At 48.7% G+C, this 17925-nt stretch carries 13 protein-coding genes; 8 read left to right on the top strand and 5 right to left on the bottom strand.

Features of this window, described 5'->3' with window-relative positions:
- Positions 1-15 precede the first annotated feature (15 nt).
- Positions 16-990 (bottom strand): ABC transporter ATP-binding protein, encoded by a 975-nt coding sequence (locus tag OEV79_04510; GenBank protein ID MDH4210690.1) that lies wholly within the window; start codon positions 988-990, stop codon positions 16-18.
- Positions 991-1078: 88 nt separating this feature from the next.
- Here OEV79_04510 and OEV79_04505 point away from each other — a divergent pair, with 88 nt between their 5' ends.
- The 5 genes from OEV79_04505 to OEV79_04485 are packed head-to-tail and all read left to right on the top strand — an operon-like array spanning position 1079 to position 7835.
- On the top strand, positions 1079-2080 hold the full coding sequence (locus OEV79_04505; GenBank protein MDH4210689.1) for a potassium channel protein: 1002 nt from the start codon (positions 1079-1081) through the stop codon (positions 2078-2080).
- Positions 2081-2096: 16 nt separating this feature from the next.
- Positions 2097-3944 carry an amino acid permease gene (locus OEV79_04500; GenBank protein ID MDH4210688.1) on the top strand — a complete coding sequence of 616 codons (1848 nt, stop codon included), beginning with the start codon at positions 2097-2099 and terminating at the stop codon, positions 3942-3944.
- Between the two features lie 34 nt (positions 3945-3978).
- Positions 3979-4470 carry a 2-C-methyl-D-erythritol 2,4-cyclodiphosphate synthase gene (ispF, locus tag OEV79_04495; GenBank protein MDH4210687.1) on the top strand — a complete coding sequence of 164 codons (492 nt, stop codon included), beginning with the start codon at positions 3979-3981 and terminating at the stop codon, positions 4468-4470.
- Positions 4451-5122: a rhomboid family intramembrane serine protease gene (locus tag OEV79_04490; protein MDH4210686.1), complete on the top strand. Its 672-nt coding sequence runs from the start codon at positions 4451-4453 to the stop codon at positions 5120-5122. The genes ispF and OEV79_04490 overlap by 20 nt, the downstream gene beginning before the upstream one ends.
- Before the next feature lie 37 nt (positions 5123-5159).
- Entirely contained in the window at positions 5160-7835 is a 2676-nt protein-coding gene (locus OEV79_04485) for a S8 family serine peptidase (GenBank protein MDH4210685.1), read from the top strand.
- A gap of 58 nt (positions 7836-7893) precedes the next feature.
- Here the strand turns inward: OEV79_04485 and purL are convergent, their stop codons facing one another.
- From purL to OEV79_04465, 4 genes are all read right to left on the bottom strand, one after another.
- A complete protein-coding gene (gene purL / locus OEV79_04480; GenBank protein MDH4210684.1) occupies positions 7894-10710 on the bottom strand; it encodes a phosphoribosylformylglycinamidine synthase subunit PurL in 2817 nt (938 codons plus the stop codon).
- Between the two features lie 138 nt (positions 10711-10848).
- Complete coding sequence (locus OEV79_04475) at positions 10849-12531, bottom strand: S41 family peptidase (protein ID MDH4210683.1); 1683 nt, start codon at positions 12529-12531, stop codon at positions 10849-10851.
- On the bottom strand, positions 12528-13169 hold the full coding sequence (gene tmk, locus OEV79_04470; GenBank protein ID MDH4210682.1) for a dTMP kinase: 642 nt from the start codon (positions 13167-13169) through the stop codon (positions 12528-12530). Before tmk ends, OEV79_04475 begins: the two co-directional genes overlap by 4 nt.
- A gap of 17 nt (positions 13170-13186) precedes the next feature.
- Positions 13187-14278 (bottom strand): inositol-3-phosphate synthase, encoded by a 1092-nt coding sequence (locus tag OEV79_04465; protein MDH4210681.1) that lies wholly within the window; start codon positions 14276-14278, stop codon positions 13187-13189.
- A 214-nt stretch (positions 14279-14492) separates the two neighbouring features.
- On the opposite strand from OEV79_04465, the gene folD reads away from it, so the two are divergent.
- The 3 genes from folD to OEV79_04450 all read left to right on the top strand — a co-directional run bounded on the left by folD (position 14493) and on the right by OEV79_04450 (position 17762).
- Positions 14493-15386, top strand: a complete 894-nt coding sequence (folD, locus tag OEV79_04460; GenBank protein MDH4210680.1) for a bifunctional methylenetetrahydrofolate dehydrogenase/methenyltetrahydrofolate cyclohydrolase FolD — start codon at positions 14493-14495, stop codon at positions 15384-15386.
- Positions 15386-16387: an S-methyl-5-thioribose-1-phosphate isomerase gene (gene mtnA, locus OEV79_04455; GenBank protein MDH4210679.1), complete on the top strand. Its 1002-nt coding sequence runs from the start codon at positions 15386-15388 to the stop codon at positions 16385-16387. The genes folD and mtnA overlap by 1 nt, the downstream gene beginning before the upstream one ends.
- Before the next feature lie 115 nt (positions 16388-16502).
- Entirely contained in the window at positions 16503-17762 is a 1260-nt protein-coding gene (locus tag OEV79_04450) for a hypothetical protein (protein MDH4210678.1), read from the top strand.
- Positions 17763-17925 lie beyond the last annotated feature (163 nt).

The raw sequence follows: 17925 nt of genomic DNA, 5'->3' as shown, positions 1-17925 counted from the left end.
TTTGTCCGGCTAATCTCATCCGTCTTTTAGGCTTGCGCCTGTCAGATGCACAAAAACGTCTTCGAGGGTAGGCACGGTCACACGCACGGAAAATATCTTTGCCTTTTCCCGCACGAGTTCAATGATATTACCCAGGATCATTTCCGAATTGTCCGTATTCCACCTCAGATAAGCGAATCCCTCTCCATGTGAAATATTGATGCTAGCTGCGCCCTCGATGTTTTCAAACATTTCTTTCTCGATCGTGCCCCGACATTTTATTTCCAGCACCTGTTTCTGTGGCATGCTCTGCTTCAACCGATTTGGAGTATCCATGGCCTCGATCTTGCCACGATTCATAAAAGCGATCCGCTCACACAGTTCATCGGCTTCATCCATATAATGAGTGGTCAGGAGAATCGTCTTTTTGAGTCTCTTGTTAAGTTCATTCTTCACAAAATCCCTGATGAAACGTGCGAAATAAGGATCAAGACCCAGTGTTGGTTCGTCCACGAGCAGTATCGGCGGGTCATGGACCAGAACCCTGGCCAGGGACAACTTCTGCTTCATCCCCGAAGATAGTTTCTCGACCCGGACCTTCGACTTATCCTTCAACCCCATTAACTCAAGGAGATACCCGATTCGTTCTTTCGTGACCTTGCGGGGCACACCATAGAGAGCAGCAAAATAACGCAGATTCTCGACCGGAGTGAGTTTCCAATAGAGGGAACGCTCGCCTCCGGTCAACACTCCAATATGCCGTCTCACCTCAACCGGCTCACGGCAGATATCGTAACCGCCGACCTCCACTGATCCACTGTCGGGGATCAAGAGAGTCGAGATACACTTTATGAGTGTCGTCTTACCGGCACCATTGGGACCCAGCAGGCCAAATAGCTCGCCTTTGTTGATATTAAAACTAATGCCGTCCACTGCCCGGACTTCATCTGGCTTGCCCTTCTTGAATACTTTGTGTATACCGTTGACAACGATTTCGCCGTTTTCCACCATGCCCAATAATACACATTTATGTTCAACTTTCAAGTATGGATTCCAGTTATTGTTGACAGGCATAAAGATAAAAAGTATAATTAAATAGATGATCCACAGACGCGTAGCTATCATAGTAATGGCAATCGTTGCGGTTTTTTTCGGGGGAACGGTTGGATATATGGTCATCGAAGGATGGTCATTCAATGAAGCAGTTTATATGACCATCATCACTGTATCGACGGTTGGATACGGAGAAGTGAGGCCGTTAAGCGAGGCAGGGCGGATCTTCACCGCCGCCCTAATAATCAGCGGCATTTTGCTCATCGCAACAGGTGCTAACTTCATCTTCTCTTCAATCATGGAGGGAACGTTCGGCGAGATATTCAGGAGGCAAGGAATGCAGCAGAGAATTTCGAAAATGAAAGATCATTTTGTGATTTGCGGGGTGGGCGCAGTCGGCGAAGATATTATACAGGAATTCATCAGTGCCGATGAGCCTTTTGTCCTGATAGATAGAGAACAGGAGGTCCTCGAGAAATTCGTCAGGGAAAATCCGAAGATACTCTACTTTACAGGTGATGCAACCCATGATGAAGTATTGAAGTACGCGGGGATCAAGAATGCCAAAGGTATCATAGCCGCATTGGGAAATGACGCGGATAACCTATACATTTGTCTGACCGCGCGATCTCTGAATCCAAAATTACGCATCATATCGCGCGCCGTTGAGGCAGCATCCATCGATAAACTAAGAAAGGCGGGCGCCGACTACGTATTTTCTCCGGAGAAGATCGGCGGGATACACCTTGCCGCGGCTGCACTGAGGCCAACGGTCATGTCTTTTCTCGATACGATACTACGTGGACAACACCTCAACCTCCTGCTCGATGAAGTGACTGTGAAAACGGGCTCAGCGATCGCCGGTAAAACACTGAAAGAAACAGAAATATCCAGAAAGATCGGAATCGTCATTCCTGCGTTGAAGTCTGCAGAACTGAACAAATTGACTTTCAATCCAAGTTCGGACAGTATAATCAATCCGGGCGACACCCTAATCGGATTCGGATCACCCGAGCAGATTATTCAGCTCAGAAAAATGTGTTCCTGAAAACAAAAGGGTTGATATGGCTCTGAAAAAGGAACTCGGCCTTTTCGAAGTGTTCGCTATCGCGTCCGGAGCCATGATTAGTTCCGGGTTGTTTGTGCTGCCCGGCATCGCATTTGCCAAAGCTGGGCCGGCCATGATCCTTTCGTACATAATCGCCGGGGTGCTCGTTATACCGGCGCTGCTCAGCAAAGCAGAGCTGGTAACTGCCATGCCCAAAGCAGGCGGCGACTATTTCTACATAACAAGAAGCATGGGTTTTGCTCCGGGCACGGTTGCCGGGATGGCAAGCTGGCTGTCACTGAGTCTGAAGACGGCGTTTGCATTGATGGGGATGGGAATATTCGCACTGCTGATCAACCCCGGTCTCAGCATTCCGGCAATCAAGGCAATAGCGGTCATATTATGCCTTTTCTTCATGATGGTAAATCTCTTAGGCATAAAGGAGGCCGGCAGAACTCAGATCCTCCTCGTTGTAGCACTGTTTGTCATTCTCTGTCTCTACGTGATCGTAGGTTTCACGAATGTGCATCCGGACCGTCTCGACAATTTCACACCCTATGGTTTTGGCCGCGTACTTTCCACTGCCGGGCTTGTGTTCATCTCTTTTGGTGGACTCACCAAGGTCGCGAGCGTTGCCGAGGAGATCAAGAACCCAAAAACAACAGTGCCGCTCGGGATGATGCTCGCGTACATAATGGTTCTCGGCCTCTATGTCGCCGTGGCTTTCGTGACCGTAGGCATACTCGATCCAGAATCGTTAAGAACATCTCTCACGCCGATTTCCGCCGGAGCAAAAACATTCTGGGGAATGGGTGGCATCGTTGTTACTGCTATTGCCGCTCTTCTGGCATTCATTTCAACCGCCAACGCGGGGATCATGTCTGCATCTCGCTATCCGCTTGCGATGAGCCGCGACGAAATTCTGCCCCACTTCTTCTCCAAAATAAGCAAAAAATTCAAGACACCGCATATCGCGATAATAGTAACCTCCTCTATTATGATCATCACAATACTATTTCTCGATCTCGAGGTGCTGATAAAAGCCGCCTCGACCATGCTGCTCCTCCTGTACATTTCGGCAAATCTTGCGGTGATAGTAATGCGCGAGAGTCGGCTTCAGAACTATCAGCCAAGTTTCCATGCACCCTTTTACCCGTATATCCAGATCGCCGGCATCCTTGGCTATCTTTTTCTCATCGCTGACATGGGCGTTCTAACGCTCGCGATGACAGCGACATTCATCGCCGCTGCACTAATCTGGTACTTGCTATACGTACGGCCGAAGATAACAAGAGAATCGGCGCTCATGTGCATAGTCGAACGTGTTACCGACAGACAGATCGCGACAGATACACTACGCGAGGAATTACGCGAAGTAGTGAAAGAACGAGAAGAGATAATCGAGGATGACTTCGACCATTTGATCAAAGAAGCCGTAGTACTCGATTTCGAAAAAACCCTGCAATTTGATGATTTTGTACAAATAGCCTCTGAGCAATTGAGCAATCGACTGGGTGTTGAAAAGGCAAAATTCGTTCAACTCTTCATTGAACGCGAGAAACAATCCTGCACGGCATTGAGGCCGGGATTGGCGATCCCACATATCATCATCGAGGGAAAAGATAAATTCGATGTGCTACTTGTGCGCGCTAAGGAAGGTATAATATTCCCCGATGCGCCTGAACCAGTCCACATCATCTTCGTGCTGGTCGGCACTCAAGACAGACGCCGATCACATCTGAGAGCACTGATGGCAATTGCTCAGATATCACAAGACCCTGATTTTGACAAAACGTGGCACAAAGCAGGAACGACCGAAGACCTGCGTGACATCATACTACTCGGCAAGCGCAAAAGGCACTAGTTCTTGACTTTGATGCGCGTCCCGAGTAGAATTATTGATGGTTGGAATCGGCTATGACATACATCAGCTCGTGCCCAAAAGGCAGTTATTTTTGGGCGGCGTGAAAATCGATTTTCCAAAAGGACTTGCGGGACATTCAGACGGCGATGTACTGATCCATGCCATATGCGATGCACTACTGGGAGCTGCCAATTTAGGTGATATCGGAAGACATTTCCCGCCCGATGACAACCGCTACAAGGACATCTCGAGCCTGAAGCTACTGAAATCAGTGAGCAAGTTCCTGAAAAATACAGGATACATGGTGAAACATATTGACACTGTTGTCATAGCAGAAGCACCCAGAATCCTGCCACATATCGAACAAATGAAAACCACCATTGCCAACGCGATCAACATCTCAAGCGATGCGATCTCCATAAAGGGAAAGACAAATGAAGGAATGGGCGAAATCGGTGAGGGAAAGGCAATCGCTGCCTGGGCTGTTTGCCAGATAGGGAGAATATATGCTACCCCTGAAAGATGACCTGAAATCGCATACCAGACCGGTCGTTGTCTACGCCATTCTCACGGCCAACATCCTCGTTTACCTTTATGAAATATCACTTGGGGCTGAGCTCAACGATTTCGTCCGGCAGTTCGGCGTCGTCCCTTATCTGCTGTTTCATCCGACCGGTATTGAAAGCTATATGAGGCTTTTTACCAGCATGTTCATCCACGCCGACAGCATCATGCATATTCTCGGGAATATGCTTTTTCTCTGGATCTTTGCAGATAATGTCGAGGACCGGATGGGACACGCGAAGTTCATATTGTTCTATTTTGCCTGCGGTATTGCCGCGGCGCTACTGCAAAGTGCCATTGATCCGGGTTCGAAGATCCCGATGATCGGTGCAAGCGGAGCAGTGTCCGGTGTTCTTGGTGCATATATACTGCTGTTCCCCAAAGCACGGGTCCTCGCGCTCATCCCCCTCGGGTTCTTTTTGAGAATATCATATCTGCCGTCTTTTATCTTTCTCGGCATATGGTTCTTGTACCAATTTCTTATTGGAGTTTCTTCTCTCGGAGCACGCGGCGGCGTGGCGTATTTTGCCCACATCGGAGGCTTTGTTGCCGGTCTGCTTCTCGCACTACCTTTCAGGAAGAGAGGAAAAACGATCGATTATAATATTTACTGATTGAATTTGTATTAATTTGGGATAAAAAGGAGGATTGATGTTAACTTTTTTACTTCTGGTGGGAGTGATGTATGACTATCAGGCACCGCTCCAGAACAAAGTTGATCCCAGGTGCTACACGGATGCTCATGTCAGAGCCTGGGTCTACTTCACCGACAAGAATATCACCGTGGAAGATTACGATGCGGCGATCAGGGTTGTGCGGACGCAGTTGACAGACGCGGCCAGGCAGCGGAGGGCACTGCGCCGGGGCGTGACCGACTATGCAGATATCCCGGTATACGAAGATTACATCGCAGAAGTTGAGGCCAATGGAGGGTTACTGATCACCTGTTCAAAATGGCTCAATGCCGCGAGTTTTCTCATTGCCATCGAAGATATCGACCAGATCGCACAGCTCGATTTTGTGCACAAAATCACCAGGGTTGCACCTTTCCGCGCGCCCCTGGAAGCTGAAGCGACGGTTCAGGATACGGCAATTTATGGATTGACCTATAGACAGTCGCAGATGTTCGGTATCGAACGTATTCATGATATGGGCATATTCGGCTCCAATGTCAGAGTTGGATTTCTTGATACCGGATTAAGACGCACACATATCGCAGTGAACAATGTGAACGTCATCGCCGAATATGATTTTCTTGGTGGAGACCAAATTTGGATGAACAACATGCCCATAACTCCGAAATACGGTACTTTCAGTGATCTGATATTTCGCAGAACAAGCAGCCGCTACAATTTGTTCCTTTCCGGAGACACGCTACAATATAATGACCCGGTTCGTGACCTGCTCTACACATATTCAACCGATAACGGTCAGACATGGTCACCCAACCTCATTAAGTTGACAAACTATTACAACAACTGGGTAGTGGAACTGGACGCCTGTGGAGGTGATACGATGTTCGTGTTCTACCGCGACCGCTACGGCCTGAAATACCTGGTGCACACTGATACTATCCTCGTCCAATCAATGCCCCTCGGCGACCCGCCGCGCAGGGAACCAAGCTCGATTAGGGTGGGTGATACCGTATACGTGGCATATCACAGTAAAGACAGCGATAGCGACACAACTTTCTTACTGCTCAAACGAGGCACAATATCCGGATTTCCACAGGAATCGGTGATTGAATCTTCCCCCATGAATATCCGGGCGCCAAAGATGGTTACGGGTAATTCTGCGATCGGCATATTCTATCACGTTTCACCAACGAACACACTGTACTTCACAAAATCAGCCATACCTCCGACAACTTTCAACCAGACGTTCACGACAACCGGCAAAGATGCTGAAGCGATCACCGCAGGAGACACGATATATGCAATATGGAAGGACACTTCCAATGACCCGCTGTTTCGCGTGCTATTCGCGAGATCTGAGGATTTCGGAGAAACCTTTACTACACATCTTTTCCTGACACCAGAAATAAATGCGATCGGCAAGATATCCCTGGCAAGAACAAGCAATACGCTAACAGTCACATGGGAATCAGCCGGTAGAATATACTCAAGAACATCAAATGACAATGGTACTACCTTCGGTGGTATTGATTCGATGAGCACACTATTCGCATACTTGCCAACACTTGCTGCGCCTGAGGCGCAAATCGTTCGATTCTCCAGTGTTAGAGGTGATTCGATAACCGACGGCTATTCAGTCACTGATCCTGACTATTATTATCCAAGACACGGAACAGAAATGCTTGCACTCGTTGGAGGATATTTCAGCGGTCGTTATATCGGTGTAGCACCGGGCGCCCAATTCATTGTCGCAAAAACCGAGAATCCGGATACATCATACGAATTCCCTGTGGAAGAGGACACTTACATTGCGGGCCTTGAATGGTGTGAAGCACAGGGAGCCGATATCGTATCGAGTTCACTCGGCTATGCAGATTGGTATGCCTGGCCCAGGGATTTCGATGGAAAGACATCGCCCGCTTCGATCGCTGCCTATGAGGCAACAAAACGCGGTCTTCTGGTCGTGACTGCAGCAGGTAATGTATCGGTGCCGAGAATAGAAATACCGGGTGATGCAATGAATGTCATCACGGTTGGAGGTATCGACTCGCTGTATAACCGCTGGCAGTATTCCGGATACGGCCCCACATTTGACGGAAGAATGAAACCGGAAATAATGTGCCTGTCCGCGGCACCGGTCGTCATAAATCCAGACTCAACCGATTCATACCTCTATTCATTTGGCACTTCAGGCGCCACTGCGATGATCACCGGCATATGTGCCCTGCTCCTCGAAGCACATCCGAACTGGACCGTCGATTCGGTCCAAACGGCGCTTTACAGCACGGCGAGCTTCGCAGACACTCCTAGTGATAGTATGGGCTACGGGTGGCCTGATGCTTACGCAGCGATCACTCACTCACCGATCCAGGTGGATTCTGTTGGGGGTAGCGGGTGGTTGACTCCTTATCCAAATCCCTTCCTGCTGAGCCAGCACGATAATATATACATGCCGTTCAGATTGGACCGCGAATCTTTGGTCGAGTTCAAAGTATATTCGATGAGCGGCCGTCTGGTCAGAAAGGAAGAACGTTCAGGATTACTCCTGCCAGGCAGCTACACCGGAGAATCGGCTTTTGTATGGGACGGCACAGACGAGGATGGTAAAGATGTGGGAAGCGGACTTTACTATTGTCTACTGATAACACACGGCGCGGGTAATGATGTCGTGAAGATCGCTGTGGTTAAATAATCACACCAGGAGATTGCTTCGGTCGTTTCACTCCCTCGCAATGACGGTTCCGGGGATATCAGACAACTTTTCTAAGCCACTTCTTCCTTAGAACAAGAAGTGGCAGGTCGACGAGCTTGCGGTCGTCGGCGAATATTCTTAGACGCTTGTCACGGACCGTCTTACCGATCCTCGCAACGGGTGTTCCGCTGAACAATCGGGTGAATTCGTCTTTGTTCTCCTGACGCACCTCGACCAGGAAGCGCGTATTGGACTCCGAAAAAAGGATCGTATCAAACCGTTTCTTCTTGCCTGTAAATGGAATGGTGTGAAGGTCGATCTCTGCACCGATATCACCGCTGAATGCCATTTCACTCACGGCCAGTGCAAGGCCACCTTCAGAAAGATCATGGCAGGCGACAACCAGACCCTTCTGGATCGCCGAATGCAGACGCGCCATTATCTTCGGAGCATTCACAAGGTCCAGACCCGGAACGGCTCCGGCTTCCACGCCCAGTACCCGGTAGTATTCAGAACCGCCCAGTTCCTCTTTGGTCTCGCCCAGCATGTAGAGTTCAGAACCGATCTCCTTAAGATCCATTGTCACGCATTTGTCCACATCCTCGACAATACCGATCGCTGATATTAGAAGCACCGGTGGGATCGCAATGACTTTTCCATCTTTGTCAACCCATTCATTATAGAGGCTATCCTTACCCGATATGAAAGGAACACCAAAGCATTTTGCGGCGTCATAACAGCCCCTTGCCGAAAGGACGAGATCGCCAAGAACCGCTTCGCGTTCCGGTGAGGATAAACAGAAATTATCTAACATCGTGGCCTTTGTTATGTCACCGCCAGTCGCGACCATGTTTCGCATCGCCTCATCGATGACCGATAACGCCATGTTGTAGGCATCCAGTTTGCCGTACCGGACATTGATCCCGCAGGAAATCACCACTCCCCTTTTCTTGTTCAGATCGGGACGAACCACGACCGCGTCCTGAGGACCAATCCCGTATACTCCTACCAATGGTTTTATGGCGCTCGCGCCCTGGACCTCGTGATCGTATTCCCTGATGACCCATTCCCTTGAACACGCATTCAAACCACTGACTATTTCGATGATCAATGAATTTAAATCTACAGGTTTGGGGACATCGACTTCGCCCGGTGCTTTTGCCTTTATCACTGCTTTCTTTACTGGCATTGGCAGCCCGTCGTGTAGGAATTCCATATCCAGATCGCACACCTCGCTTTCTCTATAGTGCAATACTAGACGTCTATCATCGGTGAATTCACCAATGACGGTTGCCAGGACTCCCTCACCTTCAAAGACCTGGATGACCTTTTGGATATGCTCTTGAGGGACAGCAAGTACCATTCTTTCCTGGGATTCGGATATCCATATTTCTCGAGGGGAAAGGCCTTTGTATTTCAGGGGCACTCGATCGAGGAATACCTTGACCCCGGTCTCCTTCCCCATCTCACCCACTGCACTCGATAATCCACCACCGCCGCAGTCAGTCACTGAATTCAGAATACCCTGCTCGTTCACCTGCAGCAAACAATCCATAACGCGCCTTTCCATAATGGGATTGCCAATCTGGACACATGATTTTTCCGATTCTCCGGATAGCTCGGCCGAGGCAAATGTAACACCGTGTATGCCATCACGGCCAGTCCGACCGCCAACGAGCAAGACCATATCACCTGGCTTTGCACCTTTCTTTATACGGTCCTTTCTGATCAGACCGACGCAGCCACAGTATACGAGTGGATTGTAGAGGAATGATTCATCAAAACATATCGCTCCGCTGGCCGTAGGTATTCCCATCCGGTTGCCGTAGTCGCGGACACCGCGGATCACACCCTTGATAATTGTCTTTGGGTGTAGAATACCGTCGGGCAATTCATGGTAATCGAAATCGGGCATGCCGAAGCAGAAAACGTCCGTGTTGAGGATCGGTCTAGCACCTAATCCGGTACCGAGAATATCACGTATCACTCCCCCAATTCCTGTAGCCGCGCCACCGTAAGGTTCAAGGGCCGAAGGATGATTATGCGTTTCCACCTTGAAACACACTCCATGATCTTCATCAAAATCAATGACTCCGGAATTATCGTGGAATACAGACAGACACAGCGGATGGTCAATTTCCCGTGTGGCTTGCATTATTGTATTCTTCAGGAGATTGTCAATGTGCTCACCGTCGAATAGGATCTTTCCGAGGAATGTCTTGTGTCGGCAGTGCTCGCTCCATGTCTGAGCAATTGTCTCGAGTTCGACATCTGTTGGCTTCCTTTTTTCCGAACCGAAGTAATCTTTGATGCATTCCATTTCTGTCTTTGAAAGAGAAAGCCCCATATCGCGACTCAGCTTGAGTACGTCGCCCCCCAGATCTACACAGTTAATACGCAGCTCATATGCTTCAGGCTTGTGCGTATCCTCTTTGCCGTGTTTTACGTGTTGGATCAACGGGTTGTACAAGAAAAGTTCGGCACTCTTTATCAACTGTTTCCTGTCGAATTCGCCTCTTATGACATAACTGTTGCCGGTCTTGACCGATTGGATCTCGATACGCAGATCGGCGATCGCCTTTCTTACGCTTTCTTCCTTGGGATCGGTAACCCCGTAATTGAACAATACCTCAAAACCTTCTGCCGCTTCTCCACCCTCGCCTATTCGGTACTCCTCAACAACAGGATCGCATAACAATTCCCGGGCGATCTTTTCGATCTGCGACATCGACACGGCACCGGATATGTAATAAATATCGCTTACCAATACTCCTTCGACACCGGACAGACCAAAAGAATGAAAAGACTCCTTAATGAAATTACCCCTCGGGTCTGAGCGATTCGTTATCTCAATACGGAAAGATTCATCCACCATATAGTTCTACGCCTTCATGAATGTCTTCGCGAAATAAACCATACAATACCAGCTAACACCGCCGCGAGGAGGACGAGCACCGGAAATTCCCACGGTACACGCGGTGTCAGCGGCTGCCTTTGTGTCGTTGAATCTGCATCATTTTGCGTGACGAAAAAGGTCCTGCGAAGACGCAACCTCCTTTAGCATTTTCACGGCTTGCTGAACCAGGGAATCATCAGCCACGCGTATCCTGTATCCCTCTTTCATACCCCACCGGTTCGTATAAAACTCTTGCTTCAACCGGCTGCGCAGCCTTTCCTTTACGTCTTCATACTCTTTATCGGTGAACTCGACTTCGTGTTCGAGAAGATAAACCGCGAATTCTTTCAGCAGCTTATCCCCAACCTCGAAATTCTTATCGATGTCGTTATGTTCCGCCGTGTACTTCACGACAAAATCAAAACCCAGGCCCTTTGTCAGTATATCGGTTTCCAGCTGGGACAACCGCTGAGGTTCGATGACAACATCAGGTATTATACCTCCTTCGCCGTACACCTTGCGCTTGAGCGGTCCCAATGTAGTAAATTCCTTTTGCTCATTCAATTTCGTCGAATCCACGCGAAGCCTGTAAATGTTATCCTCAATATCATACAGGTCATCCTCGATCATTTCCACGATCTTCTTCTCACCATCGGTTTTCGCCTGCTCCCGCAGCTCTTCAAGTTCATTTATCAGCCTATCGACTAACCTTTGCTGTGCCGAGGTGACCCTGCCGTCCAACCCGTCCCAGTCAACTGGTTTGTCAATGCTCCTGCCCGAAGGAGTATACCAGCGGGCGGTGGTTAACTTAAGAGCTGTACTGTCTTCAAAGGGTATGATATTCTGCACCGAACCCTTGCCAAAAGTAGTGGTACCGATTATCAGACTTCTATCCCAATCCTGAAGTGCACCGGCCACGATCTCGGATGCCGAAGCCGACCCACCATCCACGAGGGTCACCATGGGAAAATCTACATAAGAATAAGTCTTCTGTGACCTGAACATCCGCTCACGCTCATTCCTTCCCTTGGTAGCAACGATCTCTTTGCCCTTCGGCAGAAATAGTTCACTCACGGTGAGTCCCTCATTGAGCAAACCCCCGGAATTCAGGCGCAGATCGAATACCAGCTTTTCCACGCCCATCGCGAACAGCGAGTCAAGAGCTTTTTTCAATTCAACGTCGGCGGAGATCGAAAAATTACGCAGGTACACATAACCGATCTTGTCGTCGATCATGCCGAAATATGGCACGGCATCGAGTTTTATGATTGCACGTGTGATCTCAACATCGAATGGCTCATCGATCAACGAACGGTGTATTGTGAGCACAACCTCGGTGCCGGGATCGCCGCGAATCTCCTTTACGACCACATCAACACTCTTGCCCTCGGTCGAAACACCATTGACATTCAAGATTTCATCACCAGGCTGAAGACCCGACCGATACGCCGGCGTACCCTCGAGCGGCGATATTACCATGATACGCTCGTCGCGCTTGCCGATAGTCGCTCCGATCCCCCCGAACTCACCAGTCGTCGATTCCCGCAGAGCACTATATTCCTCACGCGTCAAGAAATCTGTGTGGGGGTCGTGGACCATATCGATCATACCATCGATCGCGCCCCTTATAAGACTATCAGGGCTGACCGGTGTTACGTAACTATCCTGTAACTCCTTGAGTATTTTGTTGAAAGCTCTGAGCATTGAATAGGTATCCGGGGCTGCCCATAGTTTCTGACCAATGAACATTCCCCCGCAAACGAGGAAAATGAGACACACCAATATATAAGCCTTTTTCATATCTTGTACCCCTTTCTCACCAAAATTTCCTTAACATGATTCACTACTTCACGGTGAAGCGCATCGACTGATTTCTCACCATCCAGTACTCTATATCGCTTCTTTGCACGCATTGCCATCAATTGAAAGCCGCGCTGCACCTTCTGATGATAACCTTCGGCTTCAGTCTCCATCCGGTCAATATATTTGCCCCGCTCCCGGCGCTTTGCCGCATCGATATCAACAAGAAAAGTCAGATCGGGTTTCAATCCCGCAGCAGCAAATCGGTTGAAAATAGTGATCAAACGCAGCGGCAGACCGCGCGCGTAGCACTGGTAGGCAAAAGTAGAATCGGAAAAACGATCTGTAATTACGATCTTTTTATCCTTGAGAGCCGGCAGTAGTACTTCATATGCCAACTGACTTCGAGCTGCCAAAAACAACAACACTTCACACTTGGCGTGCATGCCTCGGTTCTTTCTATCGAGGAGAATATCTCTTACCCTCTCGCCGATCTCTGTGCTCCCCGGGTCTCTCACAAATATATGTGGGATCTTACCTGCGGCCAACCAATCTACCAGCGCTTTGGCCTGAGTAGTTTTCCCCGAACCCTCGACTCCCTCAAAACTGATCAATATTCCGCGTTTAACGCCATGCATCCGGGACTACCGTTGTCCTATTTTCGTTTTTTCCCTTTAGTATATCTCTTAATGTATTTCTCAGTCTTTTCGCGGCATATATAATCAGGAAACTGCACTGGCGGAGATTTGAAGAAATAACTGGATGGCCCAACCATGGCGCCGCTCAGTCTATTATCAAGAGCGAGTTTTGCGCATCTCACGGCGTCGATGACCACGCCGGCAGAGTTCGGAGAATCCCAGACTTCGAGTTTCAATTCGATATTCAACGGTACGTCACCGAAAGTGCGACCCTCGAGTCTCATATGCGCCCATTTGCGGTCTTTTAGCCAAGCCACGTAGTCAGAAGGACCGATATATATATTATCTTCACCAATATCATAATGCAGAAGGGAAGTCACTGCCCTGGTTTTCGATACTTTCTTAGATACCAATCTTGAGCGTTCGAGCATGTTCAGAAAATCTGTATTGCCGCCGACATTGAGCTGTGACGTCCGCTCAAGTTTAACGCCTCGATCGTTAAAGAGATTGACCAGAACACGGTGCAGGATCGTTGCACCAACCTGCGACTTGATATCATCGCCCAATACTGGAATGCCTTTTTCGACAAACCGTTTCTGCCAGTATTTCTCACTGGCTATAAAAACCGGAATACAGTTAATGAAAGCACATCCTGCGGTCAGTACCTGTTCAACATACCATTTCGTCGCTTCTTCGCTACCCACAGGCAAATAATTGATCACCACGTCTGTCTTGGTTTCACGCAGTAAGCCGACGATATCAGCGGTCGGGCCGGGTGCTTTTTGGATGATTTGCGACAAATAAAAGCCCAATCCATCATGGGTCATGCCCCTCACGACGGGCACGTTCAACCTTGGCACATCACAAAACTTGAAAGTATTATTAGGCTTCGTATATATTGCTTCGGCCAGATCCTTTCCAACCTTGTTCTTGTCAATATCTATGCCAAACGAGAATTCAATATCTTCAATGTGATACCCACCCAGCCGGGCGTGCATGATACCTGGAATTATATCTCCTTCTTTGGCATTGCGATAGTAATGAATGCCCTGGACCAAACTGGAAGCACAATTTCCCACACCAATGATTGCGACTCTGACCTTTGACATGAGTCCTCCTTAGTTTTAATTTTACACCTTTTGCCAAGGATGTCAAGGTCGGCAAAGCCAAGATTGACAATGCAATCATTTTGGCTATGATATTTTGGATGAGCCACTGATATCTCACGGAAATCCGTGGCTTCAGTCCTTTTTGTAATGGTTCCTTGATATGTTACGGAAATCCATATCTCTTTACATTTGAATCAGGAGCTTCAAGGGAGGTTTGATGGCAAAGATACTGAGTGGCAAAGAACTTGCGCAAAAGATGCGCGATGAAATGAAAGCAGAATTGTCTAAATTGAAGGAAAAACACGGCCTCGTTCCGTCCCTTGCCGTTATACTGGTCGGCGATGATCCTGGCTCATTGTCGTACGTTAAAGGCAAGGAGAAGGCATGTGCTGAAGTGGGCATTGAGGTCAATAAGTATAAATTCGACGCTAATTATGAAGAGAACAGCCTGCTCAAGCTGATTGCCGATCTGAACAATGACCCGAAGGTCAACGGGATACTCGTCCAGCTTCCCCTACCCGATCATATCAACGAGGAGAAGGTCCTGTATGCAATTGACCCGGAGAAGGACGTCGACGGCTTTCATCCGATAAACGTAGGCAGACTGATGATCGGTGCCCCCGGCTATGTTCCCGGCACGCCACATGGGATCCAGAAGATGCTCTCGCGCAATGACATCGACGTCTCGGGCAAGCATGTAGTGATCGTAGGCAGAAGCAACATTGTCGGCAAGCCACTCGCCTTGCTGCTCGTCCAGAAGAAAAAGGAAGCTAACGCAACGGTAACGATATGTCATACTGGAACAAAAAACATGAGCGAAATCACCCGCCTTGCGGACATTCTCGTTGTCGCAGCCGGAAGACCTCACACGGTACACGCTGACATGGTCAAGCCGGGAGCGGTGGTAATTGATGTCGGCGTGAATCGTATCGAAGATGCCACGAAGAAAAGCGGTTTCAGGCTGATCGGCGACGTTGATTTCGAAGAGGTAAGTGAAAAGGCAAGTGCCATATCACCTGTTCCGGGTGGAGTCGGACCAATGACAATCACCATGCTCTTGCACAATGTTATAAAGGCAGCAAGGAAACAATCCGGTATCAAAGAGTAATGCTAGATTTCAAGACAGTCGAATATAACAGTAAGACGAATGAATTAACAATTCTCGATCAAACAAAACTTCCTGAAGAAGAAGTATACCTGACCCTCAAAACCGCCGAGGATGTCCGCAGGGCAATCCGGCATATGAATATCAGGGGCGCGCCGCTCATTGGTGTTGCGGCAGCATATGGTGTGGTCTTGGCTGCCCGAATTGGCGATCAAGAGTCAATAAAGAAGGCATGTGCCCTCATCAAATCTGCCAGGCCAACTGCAGTCAATCTCTCATGGGCGATCGACCGCATGGAGAAAAGACTCGCAGGATCCGGCGACCATTTCGCCGAACTATTGGCAGAAGCAAAGGCAATAGAAACAGAAGACAAAGAGGCGTGCGCGGCAATAGGAAGGTACGGAGCGGATTTGATAAACGACAACGCAAAGATCATGGTACACTGTAATGCCGGCGCTCTCGCCACGAGTGGTATAGGCACGGCACTCGGTGTTTTATACACGGCCAGCCAACAAGGGAAAAAATTCTCCGTCTTCTCCTGTGAAACACGACCACTGCTGCAGGGCGCGCGATTGACTTCATGGGAACTCACGAAGAACGGTATCGACACCTACACGATCTGCGACAACATGGCCGCAAATTTCATGGCCGGCATGAAACTCGTACTAGTTGGAGCGGACCGCATTGCATCCAACGGCGACGTGGCAAATAAGATCGGTACAAAGGGGTTGGCGATAATTGCCAGTTACTACAAAATCCCGCTGTACGTTGCAGCACCATCATCAACATTCGACCTCAGAATCGCATCGGGCGACCAGATACCGATCGAAGAGAGAGCAGAAGAGGAGATCAGAACGTTTAATGACAGATGTGTGGTTGCACCTGCGGCGAAAATATGCAACCCGGCATTCGATGTAACGCCTTCGGAGTTGATCAGTGGCATCATAACCGAGCACGGCATAATCACCTGCCCCTATGCAGAGAATATAGCGAATTTGATGTAGTATATATCTTGGAGGTAAGAACCTCATGAATTATCTTTGTGGGAACACCAAGGGAATTTTCGACCGTTCATCAGACCTTTCAATAACATTGTTCACTGTCAGGTAATCGAGTTATATGATTCTGGTCGTTCTGCTGCTGGCAACCTATGATTCCCTACCGCCTCTCCCCGATCTTTCAAAGAGTGACTTTCCCGAACCACAGCTATTGTCCGTGCAGACCTCTGATACCCTTCGCTTCAACGGCTATGCCGGCCATTTCTTCGGCGCCGGTGTCGACCTTTGTCTTTGGAATCTCTCACTCGATGCAGCCTATAGTCGGACGAACGAATGGGACACTGCAGACATAGGCAGCGCATCGTTGTCCTACGCGATGTTCGGACCTACTATCTGGCTAAAACCCCGGTTGAGGGCGGATCTGGTAACGAGAGATGAGGAATATAAAAACATCTCACCAGGGTTCGAATTCAATCTGTTTTCACGCTCATTGGTCACAAGCGGTGCGCTCGATTACAATCACTGGGAGTTGAATAATGAAACAGTACGAGAAGCTTCAGGAAGGATCCTCTTTACTTTTGACCGGTTAAGTTATATACCACAATTCGAGATGACCGGCGTGTACACCGGGCAGCGGATAAAACCTTCACTCTATACTCAGGTCAATGTCGGGAACTTTCACCTAAAACTGGGTTCTCTGGTGAATAGAAGTTTCCCTTCCCCCCGACTGTCTATAACCTACGCAACACCATATCTCAACATATCAACCGGTTTTAACAGCGGTGTCCAGCACAGCACCCTAATCTCCTTGTTCGATCCCCACCTGCCAGTCAGATATCCAACAAGCCTTCCGGCAGAAACCCTGAGTCTGGCGGCGGACATAATACTTGAAATCAAATTCCTCAACCACCATTTCAGTCTCTCGGGCTCATACAAGGAATGGCTGTGCCGTCTTGATATTGGCAGTGATTACTTGATATCTCAAACCCTGGATGTACAGGAATCCAACCTGAGCCTATCGGCGCGAAATGTCATTCCATTGAGACTAATCCAGTTCAGCAATTGGCTGCACATTGCCTATAACACCAGTGATAGCGCACTTGCATTCAGTCCGGATTATTCAGTCACCGACACATTGACCATCACCATCGGCATTATCGAACTGAGCGTAGATGCGCGGTTCATATCGGAAAGGAGCGGTTTAGAAAAATCTCTACCTGCATACTCCACTGTCAATACTACATTTGGTTTGAAATTATCCTTCGCCAAATTCTACGCGGCGATCAATAATGTAACGGATAACACATCCGAAATATACGACAACTACTTTATGACCGGAAGACAATACGCAGGAGGAATCGAAATAAACCGGCGGTTATAGCCGGGTCAGCAACAACATCACCCCGCTACTTTTTCCAAAACCTTCATCATTTGGCGATGTATCAAGCCGTTTGTACCAAGTACTTCATCACCGTAGATATTGAAGGCACGGCCTTTGAAATCCGTGATCTTACCCCCCGCCTCTCTCAGGATCAACGAAGCGG

This window comes from candidate division WOR-3 bacterium (assembly GCA_029858255.1).
Taxonomy (GTDB): domain Bacteria; phylum Hydrothermota; class Tepidihabitantia; order SM23-42; family SM23-42; genus SM23-42.
The sequence above is the reverse complement of the archived record's forward strand: the minus strand, read 5'-3'. Positions and strand labels throughout refer to the sequence as shown.

What these genes read in the sequence shown, in the direction of transcription:
- OEV79_04485 (MDH4210685.1), top strand. Translation starts at nt 5,160, where the DNA reads ATGTTAACTTTTTTACTTCTGGTGGGAGTGATGTATGACTATCAGGCA.
- OEV79_04505 (MDH4210689.1), top strand. Translation starts at nt 1,079, where the DNA reads ATGATCCACAGACGCGTAGCTATCATAGTAATGGCAATCGTTGCGGTT.
- OEV79_04475 (MDH4210683.1), bottom strand. Translation starts at nt 12,531, where the DNA reads ATGAAAAAGGCTTATATATTGGTGTGTCTCATTTTCCTCGTTTGCGGG.
- OEV79_04500 (MDH4210688.1), top strand. Translation starts at nt 2,097, where the DNA reads ATGGCTCTGAAAAAGGAACTCGGCCTTTTCGAAGTGTTCGCTATCGCG.
- OEV79_04450 (MDH4210678.1), top strand. Translation starts at nt 16,503, where the DNA reads ATGATTCTGGTCGTTCTGCTGCTGGCAACCTATGATTCCCTACCGCCT.
- OEV79_04510 (MDH4210690.1), bottom strand. Translation starts at nt 990, where the DNA reads ATGGTGGAAAACGGCGAAATCGTTGTCAACGGTATACACAAAGTATTC.
- OEV79_04490 (MDH4210686.1), top strand. Translation starts at nt 4,451, where the DNA reads ATGCTACCCCTGAAAGATGACCTGAAATCGCATACCAGACCGGTCGTT.
- OEV79_04465 (MDH4210681.1), bottom strand. Translation starts at nt 14,278, where the DNA reads ATGTCAAAGGTCAGAGTCGCAATCATTGGTGTGGGAAATTGTGCTTCC.
- tmk (MDH4210682.1), bottom strand. Translation starts at nt 13,169, where the DNA reads ATGCATGGCGTTAAACGCGGAATATTGATCAGTTTTGAGGGAGTCGAG.
- mtnA (MDH4210679.1), top strand. Translation starts at nt 15,386, where the DNA reads ATGCTAGATTTCAAGACAGTCGAATATAACAGTAAGACGAATGAATTA.
- purL (MDH4210684.1), bottom strand. Translation starts at nt 10,710, where the DNA reads ATGGTGGATGAATCTTTCCGTATTGAGATAACGAATCGCTCAGACCCG.